A 24,947-nucleotide genomic window follows, 5' to 3' on the forward strand; every position below is an offset into this window, starting at 1 on the left:
CCGAGGTCGATGGGACTGAGCGAGAATTGCGCACGCGGCGCACTGCCTTGTTATCGCGCGGGAATGGATGGCAAACATTGAAGCACCGGGCAGGGAATGGATCGCAGAGCGGCCAGCGTGACTGGCCGATCGGCGATCCTGTTCAGCTCACCCCACTCCGCCGCCGGCGAGAGCCGCGAGCAACAGCAGTGCGACGATGTTGGTGATCTTGATCATTGGGTTCACCGCGGGGCCGGCAGTATCCTTGTACGGATCGCCGACGGTGTCGCCTGTGATGGCAGCCTTATGCGCTTCGGACCCCTTGCCGCCGTGGTGGCCGTCCTCGATGTACTTCTTGGCGTTGTCCCACGCGCCGCCGCCGCTCGTCATCGAGATCGCGACGAACAGCCCGGAGACGATCACGCCCAGCAGCATCGCGCCGAGCGAGGCGAAGCCGGCGGCCTGGCCCGCGACTGCTGTGATGATGAAATACACGGCGAGCGGCGACAGCACCGGCAGCAGCGAAGGGACGATCATCTCGCGGATTGCCGCCTTGGTGACGAGATCAACCGTCCGTGCGTAGTCGGGGCGGCTGGTGCCGAGCATGATGCCGGGGTTGTTGCGGAACTGCTCGCGGACTTCCTCGACGACCGCACCGGCCGCGCGACCGACCGCTGTCATGCCGAATGCGCCAAACAGGTACGGGAGCAGTGCACCAAGCAGCAGTCCGACGATGACGTACGGGTTGGACAGGCTGAAATCGACCGTGACATCGGGGAAGTACGTGGCGAGATCGGTGGTGTACGCGCCGAACAGCACGAGCGCGGCGAGCCCGGCCGAGCCGATCGCATACCCCTTGGTGACCGCCTTGGTGGTGTTGCCGACCGCGTCGAGCGCATCGGTCCTCTGCCGGACGTCGTCGGGCAGCCCGGCCATCTCGGCGATCCCGCCGGCGTTGTCGGTGACAGGGCCATAGGCGTCGAGCGCGACGACCATGCCGGCCTGTGCAAGCATCGCGGTGGCGGCAAACGCGATGCCGATGATCCCCGCCAACTGGTACGCGACGATCACCGCGACGACGATCACCAGCGTCGGCAGCGCGGTGGATTCGAGGCTGATCGCCAACCCCTGGATGACGTTGGTGCCGTGGCCGGTCTCGGATGCCTTGGCGATCGACTGGACCGGGCGGTGATTGGTGCCGGTGTAATATTCGGTGATCCACACGATCAGCCCGGTCACGACGAGCCCGATCATCATCGACCAGAACAGGTCCATGCCGGTGAAGCTCTGCGTCAGCGAAGGTGCCGCCTGCGTGGTGAGATCGTCGGTCGCGGGATCAAGGAAGCCGGCGCCCCCAATCACGCGGTGGAGGTCGCCGAGCACATATTGCGTTGCTAGATAGATGGCGGGAATCGACAGGATCGTCGAGGTGAAGAACCCCTTGTACAGCGCCCCCATGATGCTGCCGCTGCCGAGCCGCACCATGTACGTACCGATGATCGAGGTGACGATGCACACGCCGCCGACGAGCAACGGGAGCGTCATCAGCCGCATCAGCTCGGCGCCGCTCGCCTGGATCAGCAGCGCGATCGAGATCATCGTGACGCCCAGCGTGACGACGTAGGTCTCGAACAGATCGGCGGCCATGCCCGCGCAGTCGCCGACATTGTCGCCGACGTTATCAGCGATGACTGCGGGGTTGCGGGGGTCGTCCTCCGGGATGCCCGCCTCGACCTTGCCGACGAGGTCCGCGCCAACGTCCGCCGCCTTGGTGAAGATGCCGCCGCCCAATCGCGCGAAGATCGAGATCAGCGACGCGCCGAACGCGAGTGTGGTCAATGCCTCGACGATGATCCGGTCGTTGGGCGCGTGGCCCGCGGGGCCGGTGAGGTACCAGAAGAACGCGCTGATCGCGAGCAGGCCGAGCCCCGCCACTAGCATGCCGGTCACCGCGCCCGAACGGAACGCCATCGTCAGCCCGGCCTGCAACGACGTCCGCGCGGCCTCGGCAGTGCGGACGTTGGCGCGGACCGAGATGTTCATGCCGACATAGCCCGCGACGCCCGACAGCACCGCGCCGATGACGAAGCCGATCGTCGAGATATAGCCTAGCGTGACCAGCAGGATCGCCGCGACGATGACGCCGACGATTCCGATCGTGGTGTATTGGCGGCCGAGATAGGCCTTGGCGCCTTCCTGTATGGCGGCAGCGATGTCTTGCATCTTTGCGTTGCCGGGGGAGGCCGCGAGCACCTGTCGACTGGTGACGAAACCATATAGGACGGCGATGACGCCGCAGATCATGGCCAAATAGACGGTCGTCATACGGCGCTATCCCTCTTGTCAGGTCCTCTCCGGTCCCGGCTTTGCCGAGTCCCGTGTAAGGAACTTATCAGTGCAGGGGCATTGCGCAAGTTATCCTCGGGGTGTGTGTTCGAAGCCTAGACTTGGCGGGAGGGGGACGGGTTTGCCGCAGTCGTGAAGCGTAAGCCCCGAGCCGGTCGAGAACCCGCCGATCTGCGTGGCGTCGGTGACGAAATCTTGCGGTGCAGCAAAAAGGAGTTGGTAGTCGTCTCCCGCGGTGGCCGCGGCAAGCCGGTCGCCGGAGAACGCGTGATAGGCGTCGGACAGGGGGATGCGGGCGAGATCGATGCTGACGGCGAGGTTGCTGGCTGACGCCATGCGGGACGCGTCGATGAGCAGCCCGTCGGAGACGTCCATCATTGCATGGACGTGCGGGGCGAGGATGCGGCCGTCGGCGAGCCGTGGCTGCGGGCGCCGGTACGCAGCGAGCAACTCGGCTGGGCCTTGCTTTCCGAGTGCGATCGCGAGACCCGCGCCTGCGTCGCCGATCGTGCCCGTGACGTAAAGCGCGTCGCCGTTGCGTGCGCCATTGCGGGCAGGGGCGGCGGCATCGCTGCCGAACGCGGTAACGGTCAGGACGCGGAGGGTGTTCGGGGGGAGCGTCACGGTATCGCCGCCGATAATGCGCGTGTCGAAGGCCGTCAGGACTTCCGAGAGCCCTTCGAGAAACGCGTGGTCCCACGCATCGTCGCCAAGCGGGTAGTTGAGAAGGATGCCTTCAGGCTTCGCACCCTTCGCCGCGAGATCGGAGAGGTTGGTCGCGACCAGCTTCCACGCGACGTCCTGCGCGGGGTCGGTTGGGAGGAAGTGCACGCCTTCGACCATCGTGTCCGTAGTGACGACGAGCGGACCTGCGTCAAGCAACGCGGTATCGTCGTCGAGACCACGCGCCGCTGCGTGCAGCGGGAGCCGGCGGAGAGCGGCAATAAACTCGGCTTCGGTCACTATCTGCTCCCTCTCCCCTCCGGGGAGAGGGCTGGGTGAGGGGCTGTTCCAGGCGCTGCAATGCTAGGTAGCCCCTCACCCCGACCCTCTCCCCGGAGGGGGAGGGGGAGTCCGTCAGGCCCGCACTTCCTTCGCAATGCCATCAAGCAACCCGTTCACGAACCCCGATTCCCGTTTGTCGTAGAACGCATGCGCCACATCGACATATTCGCTGATCACCGCGGCCACCGGCACATCCTTGCGCGCCAGCAATTCATACGTACCGACTCGGATGATCGCCTTCATCGGCTTGTCGAGCCGCGCGAGCGTCCAGCCCTTGGCCAGCTTGCCCTCGATAAGCACGTCGATCTCGCCGGCGCGCGCGTTCGCGCCGGTCACCAGGTCGTCGAAGAAGTCGACATCGGCCTCGGCATATTCGACGTCTTCGATCGTCGCGCCGAGCCGGTGCTGGTGGAATTCGTTGAGCAGGACGGGCATCGCGGTGCCCTCCATCTCGTGCTGGTACGTGGCCTGGACGGCGGCGAGGCGAGCGGCGGCACGCGCCTTGGTGCGGGGGGCGGTTCGAGTCATAAGCGGTTGCCTGTAGGCGCGGGGGGCGTGTGTGTCAGCCCTTTGCGTTTCGGGCGTGGAGTCGAAGAAAATTGGTTCACGCGGAGACGCGGAGCTGTCGACCTTGCCGCGCAGCGGCCCTGCAATAACCGGCCAAGGAGGAGATCGAAGCGGCTGCGCCGCCCGCAACACCTCCGCGTCTCCGCGCCTCCGCGTGAACCAATCTAGCTGTTGAGCCGCAACCGCAGCGCCACCGATTTTGCGTGAGCCGGCAGTCCCTCGGCATTGGCCAGCGCGACCGTGGCAGGTCCGAGTTCGCGCAAGGCAGCTTCGTCCAGAGCCAGGAAACTGGTGCGCTTCATGAAGTCGAGCACCGACAGTCCGCTGGCAAACCGCGCACGGCGGCCGGTCGGGAGGACGTGGTTCGGCCCAGCAACGTAATCGCCGATCGCTTCCGGCGTGTAGCGGCCGAGGAACACCGAGCCGGCGTGGCGGACGCGGTCGAAGAACGCCTGCGGGTCGGGGATTGCCAGCTGGAGATGCTCGGCAGCGAGACGGTCGACCAGCGGGATCGCATCGGCGAGCGTGTCGACGACGACGATTGCGCCGTTGGTGTCCCACGCAACGCGCGCGACGGCTTCGGTGGCAAGCTCGCGTAGCTGGCGGTCGACGGCTTCGGCCACCTTGTCGGCGAACGCCGCGTCGTCGGTGAACAGAATCGATTGCGTGGTGACGTCGTGCTCGGCCTGGCTGAGCAGGTCGGCCGCGGTCCATTCGGGGTCGTTGAGCGCGTCCGCCACGACGACGATCTCGCTCGGGCCTGCGACCATGTCGATGCCGACGACGCCGTAAACCTGGCGCTTGGCCTCGGCGACCCAGGCATTGCCGGGGCCGGTGATGACGTCGACCGGCTCGATCCGGCCTGCGCCGTACGCGAGCGCTGCGACAGCCTGCGCGCCACCGACGCGCCAGACTTCATCGACGCCCGCGAGATGTGCGGCGGCAAGGACGAGCGGGTTGATCTGACCGTCCGGAGTCGGCGTGACCATCGCGAGGCGGCCGACACCAGCAACCTTGGCGGGGATTGCGTTCATCAACAGCGACGAAGGATAGGCGGCACGGCCACCGGGGACGTAGATGCCAGCGGCGTCAACGGGGAGCCAGCGCGCGCCGAGCCTCACGCCTGCCGAGTCGACCGAGTCGCTGTCGAGCGGGCGCTGTTTCTCGTGATACGCGCGAATGCGAGTGGCGGCGAGCTCGAGCGCGGTGCGCAAGTCTGGATCGAGCGCCTCGAACGCGGCCTTGCAGTCGGCGGCGTCGATCTGCCAGCCCGTGGATTCGAGGTCGTGACGGTCGTGCTTCTGCGTGAGGTCGCGGAGCGCGGTCTCACCGTCGCGGCGGACGGCCGCGATGATTGCGGCGACGTCCTGCGTGACGCCCGCGTCGGACTCGCGGCGGTCTTCGACGAGCGCGGTGAAGCGCGTCGCGAAGTCCGCATCCGAAGTGTTGAGGCGGATCACTTGCCCCCCCTCCCGCATACGGGAAGTGGAGCAGAAGAGCGCGGTCATGCTGCGATCTCCTGCGCTTCGACGGCGCGGCGGAAAGCCTCGACCAACGGCACGACCCGCGCGCGCGTCTTCATCGCGGCGCGGTTGACCACGAGACGGCTGGTGACCTCCATGATCGTCTCGACCTCGACCAGACCGTTTTCCAGCAGCGTGCGGCCGGACGAAACCAGGTCGACGATCCGCGGTGCGAGCCCCAGCGTCGGCGCCAACTCCATGGCACCGTTGAGCTTCACGCACTCCGCCTGCACGCCGCGTGCCGCGAAATGCGCAGCCGTCACATGCGGGTATTTGGTCGCGACGCGGACGTGGCTCCAGCCGCGCGGATCATCCTGCGCCGCCATCTCGGCGGGTTCGGCGACCGACAGCCGGCAATGGCCGATGCCGAGGTCGACCGGCGCGTACAGTTCCGAATAGCCGAACTCGGCGATCACGTCCGACCCGACGATCCCCAACTGAGCCGCCCCGTGCGCGACGAACGTGGCGACGTCGAACGCGCGTACCCGGATCAGCGAGATCGCCGGGTCGTTGGTCGCAAAGCGCAACGCACGCGAATTCTCGTCCGAGAACGAAGCTTCGGGATGCACCCCCGCGCGCGCGAGTAACGGCAGGGCCTCGGCGAGGATGCGTCCCTTGGGGACGGCGATAATGATCTGAGAATCTGGCACGTGCCGGGCTTTACGGGGGGGGCTTGGCGGGTGCAACAACCTGCGCATGGCAAATGAACCGGCTAACCGTGCGGCGTTCGACATCCAGGCGGGCTATTGCATCGCGATGGACGCGCCCATCACGGCTCGCGTCTGCACCGCGCTGGCGGACGCGCTCGATCGAGACAGCGAGACGGGGCGGCGGGTGCTGGACTGGTCGGGCGAGCCGGTCGCGGATGCGCTGGCGTTGCGGTTGGTCGGCGGGCTGCATGCGCTCCACCGCGCGGGTGTCGATCCGGCGCTTTCTGCCGAATTTTCCGGCGCAGAGACCGACCCATCGTGTGTGTCGGCGACGTTGAAGGCAACGCTCGTCGCACAGGATGCGGCGTTGCTGCCGTGGCTCGACGGACCGCCGCAGACCAACGAGGCTGCGCGGTCCGCCGGAATGATGACCGGCATATTGCATCTGGCCGAGCGGTACGGGCCGCGGTTTGAGGTGCTGGAGATCGGATCGAGCGCGGGACTCAATTTGCTGATCGATCGCTATCGGTTCGACCTTGGCGGTGTGAATGTCGGGCCATCGGCGTCGCCTGTGACTATCCACCCCGAATGGCGGGGCGCGCCTCCGCCAGGCGCTCCGGTCGAGATCGAGTCGACACGCGGCGTCGATATCCAGCCGGTGGACGTCGCCGATCCGGTCGCGGCGGCGCGGCTCGAGGCGTATGTCTGGGTCGATGCGGTCGAGCGACAGGCACGGCTTGCGACGGCGATCGCTATGGTGCGCGAGGGCGGCGTCGATCTGGTCGAAGGCGATGCGGCGGACTGGGTTGAGGCGCAATTGGCCGAGCCGCAGCCCAAGGGCGTGACGCGCGTGCTGATGCATTCGGTGGTGTGGCAATATCTGCCGCCGGCGTCTCGCGAACGGATCCGGGTGGCGATGGATACGGCGGGGGCTCGGGCGACGGCAGAGCGGCGGCTCGGCTGGGTGATGATGGAGCCGAACCGCGATCTGCACCGGCATGAAGTCCGCGTGCGCGGCTGGCCGGGCGAGCGGGCGATGGAACTGGTCGCGCTGACGCATGCGCACGGCGCCTGGGTCGAGGGGCTCTCGGCGCCGTACGAGACGCGAGACTACGTCATGCGACGTGGCGCCTACGAGAAGAACTAAGGCGTCGGATACGCGAGCGGCCCGGGATCGCTCCCGGGCCGCCCAAACTTGGTAGAAGGTCTTAGTAGAAGAAGCCGTTGTTGACCTGTGCGACGCGGCCGTTGCGCGTGTCGACCAGGACGACGTCGCGGCCGTAGCGGACCCAGCGCTGATACCCGTAAGCGGGGCGCGACAGGCGATAGGTCTGGTAGTCGTTCACCCAGTAGTTGCGGCCATAATATTCCGGCGCGAACCGGTATCCGACGCTGACAGGGCGATAGCGATAACCGCGCGGACCGGCATAGGCCGGACGGCGGTAGAGGTTGCCGTGCGTACGACGATAGTCGCGCCAATCTTCGCGAGCCTCGCGGCGGTCTTCGCGCAGCTCCTGGCGGGCTTCGCGGACATCGCCGCGGTCGCCGTAGCGGCGTGCACGATCAAGCTCGCGACGGCTCTCGCGGATTTCGCGCTGGTCGCGACGGACTTCGCCATAGCTCTGCGCGGTCGCGAAGGTGGGGACGAGGGTGGCGGCGGCTACGGCCGCAAGGATCATCTTACGCATGATTGCTCTCCTGTATCGACGCCGGATCAACGGCATGAGGAGGGTTTTGCTCCAGCGCCGCTGAACGATCACAGAATGCGCTGGTCAGGTTTCAGACAGGTGGCGAAGGCACGGTCGAATACGGATCAGCGGCAATGTCTTGATCCTCCCCCGCCAGGGGGAGGTGGCTGGCGCTTGCCAGACGGAGGGGGCGGTTAGGGCAACCTCTGTTCCGCGTCCTCCCCCTCCGACGCCCTCGGCGCCACCTCCCCCTTGCGGGGGAGGATTGGAAGAGTGCTCAGACACCCCAGCGGCGCATCGCGGCGATCACAGCGTCGGGCTTCTGCCACGGCACGAAATGCCCCGCATCGATCTTTTCGATCGTCAGGTCGGGCACGTAATCGGCTAGGTCGAGCTGGCTCGGGAGCAGCGCGCTGTCCTGCATTCCCCAGATCACCAGCACCGGCATCCTGGTCGGCGGGAACGGTGCGTCGAGGAACGCGGGACGGGGCGGGGTCTCGTCCATTTCGGGGACGACGATAGCGCTCGCGCGGTACCAGTTGAGCATGCCGGTAATCGCGGCGGGCTGGCTCCATTCGTCAAGATAGGCGGCCTTGTCCTTGGCCATCGCGGCAAGGTCGGCGTGCTTCGAGAAACTCGTGTCGAAGAAGGTTTCGAGGCCGATCGACTCGATATGCTTTTCGAGATCGGGGTTGCGGAAGGCGCGGATATATTGGCTGGCGGCGCGCTGTTCGAGGTCGTCGAACATGGTCCGCTGGAAGACGAGCGGGTGGGGGGCGTTGATGATGACTAGCTTCGCGACGCGCTCGGGGTGGCGCAGCGCCGCCATCCACGCGACCGCGCCGCCCCAGTCGTGGCCGACCAGCGTGAAGCGGTCGATCTTCAGGTGGTCGGCGAGCGCGATCAGGTCGGCGACGATCTTGTCGGGGGTGTAGCTGTCGACGCCCTCGGGTTTCGACGAACGTGCGAAGCCGCGCTGGTCGGGGGCGATGACGTAGTGATCGCGGGCGAGGTCCGGGGCGATGGCGCGCCAGGTGCGGTGCGATTCGGGGAAGCCGTGGAGGAGGATGATTGGCGGGTTCGCCGGGTCTCCGCTGATCGCGACGTCCAGGTCGACTCCGGTGGATAATGGGATGCGTTGTAGTGTCATCGTTCCCCTCCCGCWRGCGGGAGGGGAGCAGAAGGTGTGTTCTCCCCTCCCGTTTACGGGAGGGGTTGGGGTGGGCTCCCGGCCAATTTCAAACGGATCGCTCGTTGATGGCGCGTGCCCACCCCCTACCCCCTCCCGCTTGCGGGAGGGGAGGAGTTACGGATAGCTGACCGTTTTCGGGATCGCGGGGATTTCTATCCATTCCTTTTCGTCGCCGGGTACTTTCGGGAAGTTGCCCGCGTTCCAGTCGCGTTTCGCCTGTTCGATGCGGTCGCGGCTGGAGCTGACGAAGTTCCACCAGACGTGGCGCGGGGTCGTGAACGCATCGCCGCCGCAGAGCATCGCGCGGCCGCCGTGCGCGGACCGCAGCGTTGCCGCGATACCGGGGCGGAGGACGTACAGTACTTGCGGTTCGAGGGGCACGCCTTCCAGCGTCGCCTCGCCCATCGCGAGGTAGATCGCGCGCTCCTCGGCGGCCGCGTCGATCGGCACGCTCGCGCCGGGATCGAGCGCGATATCGGCGTAGATCGTGCCCGAATAGGTCGTCGTCGGCGCGGTCTGGCCCCACAGGCTCCCCATGATGATCCGCGAGCGTGCGCCGTGCGCCTCGATCGTCGGCAGTTGCGCCTTGGTGACGTGCTCGAACGCCGGGTCGATCTCCTCGACGGCCTCGGGCATCGCCAGCCATGTCTGGATACCCGATAGGTTGGGGCCCTCGGCACGCTCGTCGCCGGGCGAGCGTTCGGAATGGACGATGCCGTGGCCCGCGGTCATCAGGTTGACCGCGCCGGGCTCGATTCGCGCCTGCGTGCCGAGCGAATCGCGGTGGTCGAGCGCACCGTCGAACAGATAGGTAACCGTCGACAGGTTGATATGCGGGTGCGGGCGCACGTCGATGCCCTGGCCGATGTCGAGATGCGCCGGGCCCATCTGGTCGAAGAACAGGAACGGGCCGACCATCGTCCGCTCCTTGTTCGGCAGCGTGCGATGGACCTTGAACCCGCCGAGATCGTGCGTCGACGGCAGGATGGTCTGAAGGACGAAATCATCGAGCATGGCGTTATCCCTTGGCAGGTTCCGTGGCGTCGAGAAGCTCGACCAAGTCTGCTGGATAGAGCGTTTCGTGGAAGCCCGCGATGTCGTTTCGGGAAAACCAGCGGTGACCGACGAGCAATTGCTTCTCCTGCTCGGTGAGATTGCCCGCCTTCACGTCGCAGGTGTCGACGTCGATCCGGAAATAGCGTTCGTCGGCGGTGACCTCGAGGCCCTCGAAGGTGCGGAAGTCGACGACGCGGCGCGCGACTTCGGGGCCGCAGTCGATGTCGAGGCCGACTTCTTCCCAGAGTTCGCGGCGAGCGGCGGCGGCGTAGCTCTCGCCGGGATCGACTGCGCCGCCGGGCGTGCACCAGAGCGGGGGGCGATCGGCGGGGGTGAAGCGGAACATCAGGACGCGGTCTTGTCCATCGACGAGAAGGATGCGCGCGGCCGGGCGCGGGGCGCGCTCGCTCATTTATCCTCCCCCGCCAGGGGGAGGTGGCAGTCATAGCCTGACGGAGGGGGAGGACACGGAACGACGGTCATCGCTTCCCGCCCCCTCCGTCTCGCTGCGCGATCCACCTCCCCCTGGCGGGGGAGGATCGATAGTGGGTCATTCTGCATCCAGCTCCGGATAGGCGCGGAAGATGCCGTCGGTGTTGAAGGCGAGGCGACGGTCGCTTTTCAGATACGCCTTGATGCCCGGCAGCGCCGCGACCTGGTCGTGGATGCGGACGAGGTTCGGGTAGTCGGGTTCGAGCGTCTTCATCCGCTTGGGGAACATGTACCGCAGCCCCTCGACGATCTGGAACAGCGAGGTATCGGCATAGGTCCATTTGTGATCGATCAGCCACTCGCCCGGATTGGCCTGCGCCGCATCCTCGAAATGGCCGAGGAATTTTGGCAGGCGCTCCTCGCGGAACTGTTTGGCGGCACGCGCGGCTTCGGGCTTCTGGTCGTCGTAATAGTCCATCATCGCGACCGGATGGTGAACGTTGTGAACCTCCGCGACGAGGTCGGCGATCGTCAGCTGCAACTGATTGAGCCACAGCCGGTCCGCCATGTTCGACGGCGCAAGCCCGTGGCGCTCGCCGAGATACATCAGGATATTGGCGACCTGCGCGATCACCAGGCCGTCGAGTTCGAGATAGGGCGGTGCGAACGGCGTCCGACCGGTGCGGTCGTTGAGATCGGCCATCAGGCCGTCCTCGCCGACTTTACGCGCGCAATCGTCGTATTCGATCTCGGCGCCTTCGAGTGCGAGCCGGACGAACTCGCCGCGCCCCTGGATCGAGGGCCAGTACCAGAGCTTGTAGGACATCAGCTTTCCCCGGGTGCGCGGGCCTTGATGGCGAGCGCGTGGATCTTCGTGCTCAACAGTTCGGCGAGCGCCTGGTTCACGAGGCGCTGGCGAGCGACGCGATTAAGTCCCTCGAACTGCGCAGTTTCCACCTCGACGCGGAAATGCGTCTCGCCGGTGCCGTCGTCACCCATATGGCCGGCATGGAGCCCGCTCTCGTTGACGACGGTCAGCTGCGTCGGGGCGAGCGCGGCGGTGAGGCGGGCGGTGATCTGGTCCTGTACGGAGCCGGTGGCGAGGTCTGTCATCGAACCTATATAGCCCGTTTCGGAAAGCGCGGGGAGCCAGTGAGCGAAGACGGTCAGAACAATCGCAAGGAACGTCCCAGCCCGCGGTTTCACGGTCGCGTGGAAGGGACCGGGCGCGTCTGCATGTGGCGCGACTGTGCCGAACCCGGCGAATTCCGTGCACCCCCGCTCGAAGGACCGAGCGACGGCGGCCCGCCGCAGTTCCGCTGGTTCTGTCTGGAGCACGTCCGCGCGTTCAACTCAGGGTATAATTTCTTCGACGGCATGACCGCGGACGAGATCCACCATGCGCAGCGTCCGATGGCGGGCTGGGAACGCGAGACGCGTGCGTTCGCCCATTTCGGCGGCGATACGCCGCCGAAATGGGCGGACTTCGCCGACCCGATCGACGCGATCGGTGCAAGGTTCGGCGAGCGGATGGCGGCGGCGCGCAAGGACGGCCGCGTGCTGTCCGACGGCGAACGGCGCTCGTTGCGCGTCCTCGGGCTAGGCACGGACACCGACCGGACGGCACTCCGCAAACGCTACAGCGAACTCGTTCGCCGCTATCACCCCGACCGCAACGGCGGCGACCGGGCGCATGAAGCGGAATTGCAGAAGGTGATCGCGGCCTACCAGCACCTGAAGGGGGCCACCGCGTTTGCCTGACGTAACGGGAATGTGATCCATACTTACTCTGATCGATATTTCACGACCCGCCAGCCGGAACCGCACGGCTGGCGAGCGGTTCGTCTAACTCTTCCGGTCAATCGCCCGACCAATCGTACAGCGGCGGTTGAGTAACTGCCCGCGCTTGGCCTAGAGCTACCGGGAACACGAGGCCAACATGACCGATATCCCGAATACCCAGCCAGACAGCCGCGAGACCACGATCCTCGACGCACCCGACCGCATGGTGAAAGTGCGCGAGATGTTCGGGATCGATTCCGACATGGAAGTGCCGGCCTTCTCCGAAGCCGACGAGCGCGTCCCCGATCTCGATCCGGCGTACGTCTTCGATGCCGACACCACGCTCGCCGTGCTGGCGGGGTTCGCGCATAACCGTCGCGTGATGGTCCAGGGCTATCACGGCACCGGCAAGTCGACTCATATCGAGCAGGTCGCGGCGCGCCTGAAATGGCCGTGCATCCGCATCAACCTCGACGCGCACATCAGTCGTATCGACCTGATCGGCCGCGACGCGATCGTCCTCAAGGACGGCCAGCAGATCACGGAATTCCGCGAGGGCCTGCTCCCCTGGGCGTTGCAGACCCCGACCGCGCTGGTGTTCGACGAATATGACGCCGGCCGCCCTGACGTGATGTTCGTGATTCAGCGCGTGCTGGAGACTGAGGGCAAGCTGACTCTGCTCGATCAGAACCGCGTGATCCGCCCGAACCCGTGGTTCCGCCTGTTCGCGACCGCCAACACGGTCGGCCTCGGCGATACGAGCGGGCTGTATCACGGCACGCAGCAGATCAACCAGGGCCAGATGGACCGTTGGAACATCGTCGTCACGCTCAACTATCTGCCCGCCAAGGTCGAGGCGCAGATCGTACTCGCCAAGTCGGGCGAATACGACAAGCCCGAGGGCAAGAAGACCGTCGAGAACATGGTCCGCGTTGCCGACATGACGCGCAAGGGCTTCGTCAACGGCGACATCTCGACCGTGATGAGCCCGCGCACCGTGATCACCTGGGCACAGAACGCTCTGATCTTCGGCGACGTAGGCTTCGCGTTCCGATTGAGCTTCCTCAACAAGTGCGACGAGGCGGAGCGGCCGCTGGTCGCCGAATATTACCAGCGCGTGTTCGGCAAGGACCTGCCCGAGAGCGTGGTGGGCAAGGCCTAAACCTTTGGCCAACGAAACCCCTCTCGATCGCTTCAAGGCGGTTCTTGCCGGCACCGCGCGTGCGATCTCGGAGGAGCCTGAGGTCGAACTCGCCTTCACGGCGGATGCGCCGACTCAGAGTGGCAAGCACATCAAGGTGCCGATGCCCGCTCGCGCCTTGCCGCTCGAGCAGGTCGCCGAGGCGCGTGGGTTTGCGGACGGATTCGCGCTCAGGTTGAAGCATCACGACATCGCGCTGCATAATCGTGCAGCGCCGGTCGAGGCGGTTGCGCGCGCGGTGTTTGATTCGGTCGAAACCGCACGGGTCGAGGCGCTTGGGTCGCGCGGTTATGCGGGGATTACCGAGAACCTTGAACGGGCGCTCGACGTTCGCCTTCGCGCCGATCCGATTACGCGTGCGCGCAATCGTGACGAAGTGCCGCTGTCGACCGCGCTCGGCCTGATGGTACGCGAGCGGCTGACCGGGCAAGAATCTCCCGCGATCGCCGCGCCCGGCCTCGCGCTGGTCCGCGAATGGATCGAGAGCAAGACCGACCTGGACGCGCTAGCCTATGCGCTCGACGACCAAAAAGCGTTCCAGGGCCTGGCGCGGAAAATGCTGCAGGAGCTGGAACTGGTCGAAGGCGATCAGGTCCCCGAGGAGAGCGACGAAGGCGGCTCCGAGGACGAGGGCACCGACGAGCAGCAGCAGGACGATGGCGACGAAGGCGACGACCAGGGCGAAGACGGCCAGGGCGAAGTCGAGGCGCGCGGCAAACAGTCCGAGCAGCAGAACGAGGAAAGCGACGGCCAGGAGCAGAGCGACGAGTCGATGGACGACGTCGACGGCGAGCCCGGCGACGACGGCGAGGAAGGCATGCAGCCGGTCCGCCCGAACCGTCCTTTCGCGGACATGGGCGGCGCGTTCGACTATAAGCCGTGGACGACGCAGTTCGACGAGGTGATCGCCGCGACCGAGCTCTGCGACGCCGACGAACTCGCACGCCTGCGCGGCTATCTCGACCAGCAGCTCGTGCACCTGCAATCGACCGTGTCGAAGCTCGCCAACCGGCTTCAGCGGCGCCTGATGGCGCAGCAGTCGCGGTCTTGGGATTTCGATCAGGAGGAGGGTATCCTCGATGCGGCGCGGCTGGCACGCGTGATCGTCAACCCGACGCTGTCGCTCAGCTACAAGGCCGAGCGGGAGACCGACTTCCGCGATACCGTCGTGACGTTGCTGATCGACAATTCCGGCTCGATGCGCGGCCGCCCGATCTCGATCGCGGCGATCAGCGCGGACATCCTCGCGCGCACGCTGGAGCGCTGCGGCGTGAAGACCGAGATCCTCGGTTTCACGACGCGCGCCTGGAAGGGGGGGCAGAGCCGCGAGACGTGGCTAGCCGCCGGGCGTCCGCCGCAGCCGGGCCGGCTCAACGACATCCGCCACATCGTCTACAAGCGCGCCGACGAGCCGTGGCGCCGCGCGCGCAACTCGCTCGGCCTGATGATGCGCGAGGGGTTGCTGAAGGAGAACATCGACGGCGAGGCGCTGATGTGGGCGCACGCGCGGCTGGTTGCGCGGCCCGAGGAGCGTCGCATCCTGATGGTGATCAGCGACGGCGCTCCGGTCGACGATTCGACGCTCAGCGTGAATTCGGGATCGTATCTGGAACGCCATCTGCGCCAGGTGATCGGCTGGATCGAGAGCAAGTCGCCGGTTGAGCTCGTCGCGATCGGCATTGGCCACGATGTCACCCGCTATTACGCGCGCGCCGTCACGATCATGGACGTCGAACAGCTTGGCGGCACGATCATCGAGCAGTTGGCCTCGCTGTTCGATACCGAATGATCCGTCGGTGACCGCGGGCGGCGGCATTACGGCGCCCGCAGGCGGGTTCCACGGACCCGTCAAACGCTCGATCACGATCGCCGGCCACCAGACGTCGATCAGCCTCGAACCCATCTTCTGGCAAGCGCTGGAGGCCGCTGCGAAGCGTCTTGCGTTGCCCTTGTCCGCGCTTGTCGCAGAGATCGACGCGATACGCATCTTGGCCGACAATCCCCCCAATCTTGCTAGCGCCTTGAGATCATGGCTGTTCTCGGCCGACGCATGAGAATTAGTCGCAATAGCGTTGACAGTGAGAACGACTCTCAATAGCGAACCCGCAACAATAAGGGGTTTCGCATGTCTGGTCTCTCGTCGCGTTCGTCCGCCGCGCCTGCATTTCTCGCGCTTTCGTGCGTAGGGTTCATTGCCAGCGCACCAGCCTATGCCGCCGATAAACCTGTCGATGCCGCCAAGACTCACATGGTCGACGACCAGGAAAAGCAGCTCAACCGCGACGAAATCGTCGTCAATGGCAAGACCGTTCCCGCGACCACGCTGGAGAGCCCGAAGGCGACGCGCAGCCTGCTCGACACGACGCAGACGGTCACGATCATCGGCGACCAGACGATCCGCAAGCAGAACCTGCTCACCTTGCGCGACGTGCTGCAGACGATCCCCGGCATCACCTTCGGTGCGGGCGAAGGCGGCGGCGGATACGGCGACAGCATCAACCTGCGTGGCTATTCCGCCAACAACGACATCACGATCGACGGCGTCCGCGACAGCGCGCAGTATAGCCGCAGCGAGACGTTCAACCTGCAACAGGTCGAGGTCTATAACGGCGCGAACAGCGTGTTCGGTGGCGGTGGATCGGTCGGCGGCACGATCAACCTCGTGACGAAGCGCCCGCAGGCGGAGACGCTGATGGTCGTCTCCGGCGGTGTCGGCACCGACGATTATTACCGCACGACACTCGACTCGAACGTCCGCGTCAGTGACCTCGTCGCGGTCCGGCTGAATGCAGTCGCACACAAGAACGACATTCCTGGTCGCGATGTGGAGAACAACAAGCGTTGGGCGGTTGCGCCATCGCTGATCGTCGGCGTCACCGGCCCGACCAGCCTGACGCTGCAATATCTGCATCAGGAAGACGAGAACATCCCGGTCTACGGCGTGCCGTACTTCCGCAATGCGGTGAACAATGGACCGCTGCCCGGTGCCGACAACTCGGCCTATTACGGCATCCGGAACCTGGACAAGCAGGACATCACCGTCGACCAGGCAACCGCCACGGTCAGCCACAGCTTCTCCGACAAGGTCTCGATCCGCAACCTCAGCCGATGGCAGCGCGTCCAGCAGGACTCGTTGACCAGTGCACCGCAGGCCCCGAACCCGAACGGGTTCTGCCTTTCGACCGGGTTCCAGCCGATCGCCACGTCCAACGTGTCCACGACACCGTTAGCCTGCACGCCCGCGCAGCAGCTTGGATCCTACATCCCAAGCGGCCCGCGCGGGTTCGTGCGGAACCAGGAAAACCAGATCCTCTACAACCAGACCGATTTCCGGGCGGTGTTTGATACCGCCGGGCTTGAGCATACGCTGGTGCTCGGCGCGTCGGTCTCGCAAGAAGATTACACGATCGTCACGGGCAACACGCTGCGTACCGCGGACGGTACGACGGTCGCCCAGCAGCCGATCAATCTCGCCAATCCGAACACCGACTATACCGGGGCGTTCAACTTCATCGAATCGGGCCGGTCGCAGGGTACGACCAGCAACGCCGCCGTGTACGCGTTCGATACGATCAAGATCATTCCGCAGATCGAGGCGAATTTTGGCCTGCGCTACGAACACGCCAAGGGGACCTTCCGTGCGGATACTTTTTCGACGGCGGTAACGATCCCCGCGACTCTCGGCACCTATACCCGCGGCCTGAACCAGACGAGCGACGAAACGCTGTTCTCGTACCGCGGCGGCATCAATTTCAAGCCGATCGAGACGGTCAGCCTGTATGCGTCCTACGGCAATTCCACCACGCCAACCTCGGCGACGGTGCGGCTCGGTTGCGGGACGCTGATCGGGACGCCAGCTATCGGCGGCGCGGGGGCGGGTACGGTCGATCCGTGCGACGTGCAGCCTGAAAAGGCGGTCAACTACGAGATCGGCGCGAAGGCCGACCTGTTCGGGCGCGAGCTGCAGCTGACTGCCGCACTGTTCCGCAACGAACGCACCAACTACCGCGTCGCCACCAACGACCCGATCGTGACGACGCTTGGCGTCACCGATGGCCGGTCGCGCGTCGACGGCATCGCGCTGGGTGCCAGCGGCAGCGTGTCGAAGGCCTGGTCGATCTTCGCCAACTACACCTATCTCGATGGCAAGGTGTTGCAGAGCGTGTCGAACTTCTGTCTCGACAATCCGGGTACGCGAAGCACGACGGTCACCACTCCGACGACGATCACGACGACGATCACCAATCCGTGCGGCAACTCCGCAGCGGTGCTCGATCCGCAGAAGGACCAGCAGCTCACCAACACGCCGAAGCATTCGGGCACCCTGTTCACTACCTACACGCTGCCGTTCGGTCTCCAGCTCGGCTACGGCCTGACCTATCAGGGGGCGTTCGCGCTCAACAACAGCGCGCTGGCCACCCCGCTCGCGCCGACGACCGTGGTGACGCCGGTCTTCCACTCGGCGGATTACCTGACGCATCGCGCGTTCCTGTCGTACACCGTCGGCAACGGCCTGACCGCACAGCTCAACGTGCAGAACTTCACCAACGAGAAATACTACACCGGCATCCGCAACAATGGCTGGGCGACGCCGGGCGAGGCGCGCTCGGTGCGGCTGACGCTGTTCTACAGCCTGTGAGGCTTGGCGGCGATGCGGGCAGTTTGCCGGTATCGCCGCTGCATTCTAGGGTGATGCCATGTTGATCGCGATCCCCGATGTCCTCGATGCTGCCGGCGTCGCCCGTGTCCGCGCGCTAATCGATCAGGCCGAGTGGATCGACGGCAACGCGACGTCGGGGCCACAGAGCGCGCTCGCCAAGCGCAACGAGCAATTGCCCGAGGACTCGGCGGCCGCGCGCGAGGCTGGCGGGATGGTGCTCGATGCGCTGGGGCGGTCGGCGCTGTTCGTCGCGGCCGCGCTACCGCTGAAGGTGTTTCCGCCGCTGTTCAACCGCTACGCCGGCGGACAGGATTTCGGGCTGCATGTCGACAATGCGATCCGGATGAAGCGCGGCACGGACTTCCGCATTCGCAGCGACTTGTCCGCAACGCTCTTCCTTGACGACCCCGCAACCTACGATGGTGGCGAACTGGTGATCGAGGACCAGTTCGGGCCGCAATCGGTCAAGCTGCCGGCCGGGCATATGGTTCTCTACCCCGCTTCCAGCCTGCACCGGGTGACGCCGGTGACGCGCGGGGTCCGTACCGCGTCGTTCTTCTGGTTGCAGTCGATGGTGCGCGACGACGGCGCGCGACGGATCCTGTTCGATCTCGACCAGGGCGTGCAGGCGGTCGCGGCGGCGCAGGGGCAGGGCGATCCGGCGACGGTGCGGCTGACGGGCGTGTACCACAATCTGCTGCGGCGCTGGGCCGACGCCTGACTTCTGCTCCCCTCCCTGAAAGGGAGGGGCAGGGGGTGGGTCGGTTTCCGCATATCCAGACGCCGCGACCAAAGCAGGCCGACCCACCCCCAACCCCTCCCTTCCAGGGAGGGGGGCATGTTGCCTGTGTGGCAAGGGTTGTGGACTTGAACCGGCCCCCCATGCGACGCTGACCGTACAGGGAGTAGATAATGAGCAAGCTGGCGATGCGACGCGCGTGGTTCCAGGTCCACAAGTGGATCGGGCTGGTGCTGGCGATCCTGATCATCCCGCTGTTGCTCAGCGGCGCGGCGCTGGTGTGGCATGACGCACTCGACCGGATCGTCGATCCGGCGCGCTATGCGGTTACGGGCAAGACCGTGGTCGGGCCCGACAGCTATGTCGCGGCGGCGCGCGCTGCGTTGAAGCATGGCGAGCGGATCGCGAATTTGACGATGCCCGACGACGGCGGCCCGGTGATCGTCGCGGCCAGTTCGGCCAGTGCGCCGATCCGGCAAGGGCCTCCCCAGCGGACGATGGTGTATCTCGATCCGCCGACGGCACGCGTGCTGGAGGTGTCGCCGTCGAACGCCGGGCTCGTGCGGTTCTTGCACGTGCTCCACGGGAGCCTGCAACTCCCCGGCGTCGGGCGCTCGATCGTCGGCTGGATCGGCGTGGCGATGATGGTGTCGTGCTTTACCGGGCTGTGGTTGTGGTGGCCGACGGTTGGGAAGTGGACGCGTGGGTTCCGGTTCCGACGGCACCGTGACGTCGAGACCAACCTGCATCACCTGTTCGGCTTCTGGATCGCGCTGCCGTTGTTCGTGTTGTCGCTGACCGGCGCGTGGATCTCGTTCCCGCAGTTTTTCGGAAAGCTCACCGGCGAGACGTCGCGGCCGAGAGGCGGTCCCGATCGCGGTGCGATGATGCGCGCGAAACCGCTGGCGTCGCCCGCGCAGCCACTCGCGGTGGCGATCGGCAAGGCGCGGGGTATCGTCGACAATGCGCCGTTGCGAAGCGTCACGTGGCCGACCGACCTCAGCCCGGACTGGACGGTGACGTTTCAGGGCAGGGGCCAGGGCAGAGGCTCACCGATCGGAGTGAAGGTTGCGGACGACACCGGCGGCGCGACCGCGGCACCGGCGCGGCCTCAGGGCGGCGTGGCGCGGTGGATGCGGCGGATCCACGATGGCACCGACATGGGTGCGCTGTGGCAGATCGTGATCTTTCTGGGCGGGGTATTGCCGGCCGTGCTGGCGGTGACCGGCGTGATCATGTGGGTGCGCGCACGCAAGTGGAAGGCTGAGCTGGCAGCGCGGCGGGCGTAACTCGTCCCTCGCCCCTTCGGGGAGAGGGAAGGAGGAGCCTCTTGGCGACGGGAGGGTGAGGGGGAGTTGGGATTTGCGTCCCGAGCCTCATGCCCCTCACCCTCCCACGCGCAAGAGCGCGCCGGCCCCTCCCTCTCCCCGCAGGGGAGAGGGGTTCTCTGATTTACCGCCCCAGCAGCACCCGCGCCTGCCCGGCGATCTGCGCGAGCATCGCGGCGTTCGGGACGGCCGCATGGCGCGCGCGGTCGATCACCGCCTTGAACTGCGCCACCCGCGCCGCATTCGTCAGCAGCCATTTCTCGACCGCACCCTGCGGATCCTGCGCACCGCACCGCGCGAGGAATTCCAGCCGCAACTGCTGGAAATCGCGTGCCAGCCCGGCGACCAGCAACCGCTCCCAAGGATCGGTCGGACTGATCCGCGCCGCATTCGCCTGCGCCCAGTCGAGCCCCAGCGCCTGCCCGAGATGCGTGAACGCCCGCGTCACCACCGCCTCGTCGAGCGTCATCCGCTCGCCGAGATCGGCCAGCCCGACCGCGCCGTCCATCTCGAACAAGCGGACGACCTTCCGCACCAGATCGCCCGGCGCGCCGACCGCCTCGAGTTGCCCCGCGATGCGGCTGCTCTGCGCGCTTGCCTCTTCGAGCAGCAATGCCGCGGTCTGGCTGTCGAGCTGCGTGATGCCCTTCGCCAGCCGCGCGAGCACGTCGCCCGGCACCGCGCCCGGCGCCGACACGCGCAACAGGTCGGCGATCTGCGAACGGGTCGCCACGGCCACTTCGTCGAACAGCGCGATCCGCGCCGCCTCGGGCATCTCCGCGGTCTCGATTTCCGCCCACAAGACCGGCAGGTCGAACAGGCGTTCGGCGACGACGAACATCGCCGCGATATCGCCCATCGCCGCGCCTTCCTCTTCCGCCAGTTCGAACGGGTAGAGGATGCCCAATCGGTTGACGATCCGGTTGGCGAGCTTGGTCGCGACGATCTCGGGCCGCAGCCGGTGCTCGTCGATCGCCGTCTCGAACCGCGCGCGCATCGCCGCGGGGAAGGCTGCGTGCAGGTCGGGCTTGAGCGCGTCGTCCTTGGCGATGTCGCTATGCTCGATCGCGTCCTGAAGCCCGAGCTTTGCCGTCGCCAGCAGCACCGCCAGCTCAGGCCGCGTAAGTCCCAGGCCGTCCTGACCACGACGCAGCAGAATGTCGTTCGACGCCAGCCCTTCGACCGCACGATCGAGCCTGCCGCCGCCCTCGAAGATCTCGATCACGCGCACATAGCTCGGCACCGCGACCGCACCGTCCGCCTCGGCGATCGACAGCGCCAGCGTCTGGAGGCGGTTGTCCTCCAGCACCAGGTGCGCGACGTCGTCGGTCATGCTGGCGAGCAGCGTGTTGCGGTCCTCGTACTCGAGCCGCCCCTCGATCATCTCGCGGTTGAGCGCGATCTTGATGTTGACCTCGTTATCCGAGCAATCGACGCCCGCCGAATTGTCGATGAAGTCGGTGTTAATCCGCCCGCCGCGCGCCGAGAACGCGATGCGCGCCGCCTGCGTGACGCCCAGGTTCGCGCCTTCGCCGATCGCGATGACGCGCAGGTCCTCGGCATTGACGCGCAGGCGGTCGTTGGCCGGATCGCCGACCGCGACGTTCGCCTCCGATGCGGCCTTCACATAGGTGCCGATGCCGCCGAACCAGAGCAGGTCGGCGGGCGCCTTGAGGATCGCCGAGATCAGCGCGCCCGGCTCCATCTCGCTCGCCGTCACGCCGAGCGCGGCCTGTACCTCAGGCGACAGCTTCACGACCTTAGCGGTGCGCGCGAACACGCCGCCGCCCTTCGAAATCAGGCTCGCGTCGTAGTCCGCCCAGCTCGACCGCGGCAGCGCGAACATCCGGTTGCGCTCGTCCCAGCTGGTCGCCGGATCGGGACCGGGATCGAGGAAGATATGGCGATGATCGAACGCCGCGATCACCTTGAGCGTCTTCGACAGGAGCATGCCGTTGCCGAACACGTCGCCTGACATGTCGCCGCAGCCGACGACGGTGATGCTCTCGTTCTGCACGTCGAGCCCGCGTTCGGCGAAGTGCCGCTGGACGCTCAGCCATGCGCCCTTGGCGGTGATGCCCATCGCCTTGTGGTCGTATCCGACCGAGCCACCGGAGGCGAACGCATCGCCCAGCCAATAGCCGCGTTCGAGCGCGAGCGCGTTCGCCACGTCGCTGAACGTCGCGGTGCCCTTGTCGGCGGCGACCACGAAATACGGGTCCTCGCCATCGAGGATCGTCACGCCGTCCGGATGCACGACCTTGCCCTCGACGATGTTGTCCGTGATCGACAACAAGGTGCGAATGAAGATCCGGTAGCTCTCGGTGCCCTCGGCCAGCCACGCGTCGCGGTTCGACGGGGCGGGGAGCTGCTTCGGATAGAAGCCGCCCTTCGCCCCAGTCGGCACGATCACCGCATTCTTGACGCGCTGGGCCTTCATCAGCCCGAGAATCTCGGTGCGGAAATCGTCGCGACGATCGGACCAGCGCAGGCCACCGCGCGCTACCGGGCCGGCGCGGAGGTGGATGCCTTCGATGCGCGGCGAGTAAACCCACACTTCGCGCCATGGCACGGGGGCGGGCAGGCCAGGAATCAGATGGCTGTCGAGCTTGAACGCGAGCGCTTCCGAGGCGGCAGGCGTGAACGCGTTGGTCCGCAGCGTCGCTGCGATCAGGTTGCGATACGCACGCAGGATACGGTCGTCGTCGATCGCCGTGACGGCATCGAGCCCGGCTTCGATCGCCTGGTCCGCCTCGATCGCGTTGCCCGGGTGCTCCGGATGATGGACCGCGGTGAACCGCGCGATCAACGCGGCGGCGACCTTCGGTGCACGGCGCAGCGCGTCGACGACGGTGGTCAGGCCATACGGAAGCCCCGCCTGGCGCAGATACCGGAACCACGCACGGAACAGCACGATCGCCTCGGGCCGCATGCCGAGTTCGACGATCAGCCGGTTGAACGCATCGTTCTCGGCGGCGCCTTCCAGCACCGCTGCGATCGCGCCTTCGAGTACGGGGGCGTCGCTCTGCTGCGCGGCGTCGTTCGCTTCCAGCACGAAGTCATGCACGAACGGCACGCTGTCGTCGCGCAACCGCGTCGGCAGTTCGCCGATCACGCGGAAGCCGAAATTCTCCAGCACCGGGACCGCGTCCGACAGGGGGAGCGCCCCGCCGAGCTTGTAGATCTTCAACTGCGGATCGGCGCCGGCTTCGCCCGGAACAAGGCGCACGCCACGCGCGTCCGTATCGGCCAGCGCGGCGATCCGCTGGATATCCTCGGCGGCCTCGGCGGGCGTGCTGAGGTTGCGGTAGTTCTGCGGGAACGCCGCCGCCCATTTGAGCGCAAGACGCGCCGCACGCGGTGGCGGCAACGTCTCGACCAAGGCGGCCTCGACGTCCGACACCCAGCCGCGCACCATCCGCTGCAACCGCAACGCGAGCGGTGCGACGTCGGGCATCCGGCCATCGCCGCGCAGATCGAGCGTGTAGCGAATCATCGCGACCTCGCCGTCCTCCAGCGCGATCGACCAGTTGAGCACGCTCGCATTCGCCGCTTCGGCCAGCATGTCGCCGATCGCAACGCGACGACTGGTGGTGACGTCGTCGCGTGGCAGCCAGACGAAGCCGAACAGGTGACGGCCAAGTGCGGATTCGACGAGCACGAGCGCTGGCCTCGGTCGATCCGCGATGCTCATCGCGGTCAGCGCCAGATCCTCCAGCGCATCGGGTGCGAACGCGATCACCAAGTCATGCGGCAGCGCAGTGAACGCATGCGTCAGCGCCTTGCCGGCATGACCACGCGGATCGAACCCGAACTTCGCCTTCATTGCCGCAAGACGCGTGCGCAATACCGGCACGTCGCGCGGCATCGCGGCCAGCGCAGCGCTGGTCCACAGCCCGCTGTAGATCGACAGCCCGGCGACCGTCGCGCCTTCCATCACCGGCACCACGACGAGGTCGAGCGGCACCGCACGGTGCACGGTCGAGATTAGGTTCGACTTCAGCAGCAGCGGCGCGTCGTTGCCCGCCTCGAACCACTTGATCGCGAGCGCGCGCGAGGATCCGGCGAGAATCGGCACGCGGTGTTCGTTGCGCGCGATACCGAGAGCAGCATGACCGCTCCCGTCACGATGCCAGATCTGATGTCCGAGCAGCGTCAGATGCCCGTTGAGAAACCACTGCAACAGCGCGGCGCCTTCGCCCTCGGGCAGCTTGGCGATATCGTCGTCGAGCGCGGCCTGCATCGCGCGCCAGTCGGTCACGGCTGCACGGACGTCGGCCAATACGGCCGTGAGGTCTTCGATCAGCCCGCGACGGTCGCGCGCATCGGCGCGCTCCATCTCCAGGTAAATCATCGATTCGGGACGACCCGCGCTTTGGCCATCCGCGTCGATCGCGTGCAGCCTGCCGTCGGGCGCGCGCGTCGTGCGGACGACGGGGTGGATGATCCGATCGACCGCGATGTCCTGCGCGCCGATCGCCGCCGCAATCGAATCGACCAGGAACGGCATGTCGTCGTTGACGATCGCGAGCCGCATCCGCCGTCGCGTATCGTCCGCGCTGATCGGCTCGATCGCGATCGCCGGCGCACCGTCGTCGCGGTGCGCGGCGGTCGCGGCGACGAACGCCGCGGCCTGAGCGACCTCGCTCGCCCCGAAGTTCCTCAGTTCGCCCGGAAGGGCCCGTTCGGTCAACCGGCCTGCAAGGGTCTCGGTGAGCTTGTTCAACGATTGGTTCGCCATAGGTCAGGGCCTATGCGCCCGCTAATCGCCTATCTCAACCCTTGTGGCGGGTGCGAAG

20 protein-coding genes are annotated in these 24,947 nt (G+C 66.4%); 8 read left to right on the forward strand and 12 right to left on the reverse strand.

What is annotated here, in order from left to right:
• Positions 1-147: 147 nt before the first annotated feature.
• From ASE69_RS14795 to hisG, 5 genes are all read right to left on the reverse strand, one after another.
• Entirely contained in the window at positions 148-2,304 is a 2,157-nt protein-coding gene (locus ASE69_RS14795; protein WP_056488129.1) for a sodium-translocating pyrophosphatase, read from the reverse strand.
• Between the two features lie 90 nt (positions 2,305-2,394).
• A complete protein-coding gene (gene thiL, locus ASE69_RS14800) occupies positions 2,395-3,288 on the reverse strand; it encodes a thiamine-phosphate kinase (RefSeq protein WP_056488132.1) in 894 nt (297 codons plus the stop codon).
• Positions 3,289-3,402: 114 nt separating this feature from the next.
• Positions 3,403-3,858 (reverse strand): transcription antitermination factor NusB, encoded by a 456-nt coding sequence (gene nusB / locus ASE69_RS14805; RefSeq protein ID WP_056488135.1) that lies wholly within the window; start codon positions 3,856-3,858, stop codon positions 3,403-3,405.
• 203 nt (positions 3,859-4,061) lie between these two features.
• The gene (hisD, locus tag ASE69_RS14810; protein WP_056488380.1) at positions 4,062-5,357 is read right to left on the reverse strand and encodes a histidinol dehydrogenase; all 1,296 of its coding nucleotides are present in this window, start codon (positions 5,355-5,357) and stop codon (positions 4,062-4,064) included.
• 44 nt (positions 5,358-5,401) lie between these two features.
• Positions 5,402-6,070 carry an ATP phosphoribosyltransferase gene (gene hisG / locus ASE69_RS14815; protein WP_235518812.1) on the reverse strand — a complete coding sequence of 223 codons (669 nt, stop codon included), beginning with the start codon at positions 6,068-6,070 and terminating at the stop codon, positions 5,402-5,404.
• Positions 6,071-6,116: 46 nt separating this feature from the next.
• Between hisG and ASE69_RS14820 the strand changes: the two genes are divergently transcribed.
• On the forward strand, positions 6,117-7,217 hold the full coding sequence (locus ASE69_RS14820; protein WP_056488139.1) for a DUF2332 domain-containing protein: 1,101 nt from the start codon (positions 6,117-6,119) through the stop codon (positions 7,215-7,217).
• 61 nt (positions 7,218-7,278) lie between these two features.
• On the opposite strand, the gene ASE69_RS14825 is transcribed toward ASE69_RS14820, so the two are convergent.
• The 6 genes from ASE69_RS14825 to ASE69_RS14850 all read right to left on the reverse strand — a co-directional run bounded on the left by ASE69_RS14825 (position 7,279) and on the right by ASE69_RS14850 (position 11,551).
• Entirely contained in the window at positions 7,279-7,758 is a 480-nt protein-coding gene (locus ASE69_RS14825) for an RcnB family protein (RefSeq protein WP_056488141.1), read from the reverse strand.
• A 277-nt stretch (positions 7,759-8,035) separates the two neighbouring features.
• Complete coding sequence (locus tag ASE69_RS14830; RefSeq protein WP_056488143.1) at positions 8,036-8,908, reverse strand: alpha/beta fold hydrolase; 873 nt, start codon at positions 8,906-8,908, stop codon at positions 8,036-8,038.
• A gap of 156 nt (positions 8,909-9,064) precedes the next feature.
• Positions 9,065-9,964 carry a pirin family protein gene (locus tag ASE69_RS14835; protein ID WP_056488146.1) on the reverse strand — a complete coding sequence of 300 codons (900 nt, stop codon included), beginning with the start codon at positions 9,962-9,964 and terminating at the stop codon, positions 9,065-9,067.
• 4 nt (positions 9,965-9,968) lie between these two features.
• The gene (locus ASE69_RS14840) at positions 9,969-10,418 is read right to left on the reverse strand and encodes an NUDIX hydrolase (protein ID WP_056488149.1); all 450 of its coding nucleotides are present in this window, start codon (positions 10,416-10,418) and stop codon (positions 9,969-9,971) included.
• Positions 10,419-10,556: 138 nt separating this feature from the next.
• On the reverse strand, positions 10,557-11,264 hold the full coding sequence (locus ASE69_RS14845) for a glutathione S-transferase (protein WP_056488153.1): 708 nt from the start codon (positions 11,262-11,264) through the stop codon (positions 10,557-10,559).
• On the reverse strand, positions 11,264-11,551 hold the full coding sequence (locus ASE69_RS14850; RefSeq protein ID WP_056488155.1) for a BolA family protein: 288 nt from the start codon (positions 11,549-11,551) through the stop codon (positions 11,264-11,266). Before ASE69_RS14850 ends, ASE69_RS14845 begins: the two co-directional genes overlap by 1 nt.
• 123 nt (positions 11,552-11,674) lie before the next feature.
• On the opposite strand from ASE69_RS14850, the gene ASE69_RS14855 reads away from it, so the two are divergent.
• The 7 genes from ASE69_RS14855 (at position 11,675) to ASE69_RS14885 (ending at position 20,109) form a co-directional block, all read left to right on the forward strand.
• The gene (locus ASE69_RS14855) at positions 11,675-12,199 is read left to right on the forward strand and encodes a J domain-containing protein (RefSeq protein WP_082453155.1); all 525 of its coding nucleotides are present in this window, start codon (positions 11,675-11,677) and stop codon (positions 12,197-12,199) included.
• 178 nt (positions 12,200-12,377) lie between these two features.
• Entirely contained in the window at positions 12,378-13,382 is a 1,005-nt protein-coding gene (gene cobS / locus ASE69_RS14860) for a cobaltochelatase subunit CobS (protein WP_056052421.1), read from the forward strand.
• A gap of 4 nt (positions 13,383-13,386) precedes the next feature.
• Complete coding sequence (gene cobT / locus ASE69_RS14865) at positions 13,387-15,210, forward strand: cobaltochelatase subunit CobT (protein WP_056488161.1); 1,824 nt, start codon at positions 13,387-13,389, stop codon at positions 15,208-15,210.
• Positions 15,211-15,217: 7 nt separating this feature from the next.
• A complete protein-coding gene (locus ASE69_RS14870) occupies positions 15,218-15,475 on the forward strand; it encodes a ribbon-helix-helix domain-containing protein (RefSeq protein WP_235518814.1) in 258 nt (85 codons plus the stop codon).
• 71 nt (positions 15,476-15,546) lie between these two features.
• Complete coding sequence (locus tag ASE69_RS14875; protein ID WP_056488164.1) at positions 15,547-18,060, forward strand: TonB-dependent receptor; 2,514 nt, start codon at positions 15,547-15,549, stop codon at positions 18,058-18,060.
• A gap of 58 nt (positions 18,061-18,118) precedes the next feature.
• Entirely contained in the window at positions 18,119-18,802 is a 684-nt protein-coding gene (locus ASE69_RS14880) for a Fe2+-dependent dioxygenase (protein WP_056488167.1), read from the forward strand.
• A 191-nt stretch (positions 18,803-18,993) separates the two neighbouring features.
• Positions 18,994-20,109 (forward strand): PepSY-associated TM helix domain-containing protein, encoded by a 1,116-nt coding sequence (locus tag ASE69_RS14885; RefSeq protein ID WP_056488169.1) that lies wholly within the window; start codon positions 18,994-18,996, stop codon positions 20,107-20,109.
• Positions 20,110-20,272: 163 nt separating this feature from the next.
• Here ASE69_RS14885 and ASE69_RS14890 read toward each other — a convergent pair whose 3' ends face one another.
• The gene (locus tag ASE69_RS14890; RefSeq protein ID WP_056488172.1) at positions 20,273-24,889 is read right to left on the reverse strand and encodes an NAD-glutamate dehydrogenase; all 4,617 of its coding nucleotides are present in this window, start codon (positions 24,887-24,889) and stop codon (positions 20,273-20,275) included.
• Positions 24,890-24,947: the final 58 nt, after the last annotated feature.

This window comes from Sphingomonas sp. Leaf208 (genome assembly GCF_001421415.1).
Lineage (GTDB): Bacteria > Pseudomonadota > Alphaproteobacteria > Sphingomonadales > Sphingomonadaceae > Sphingomonas.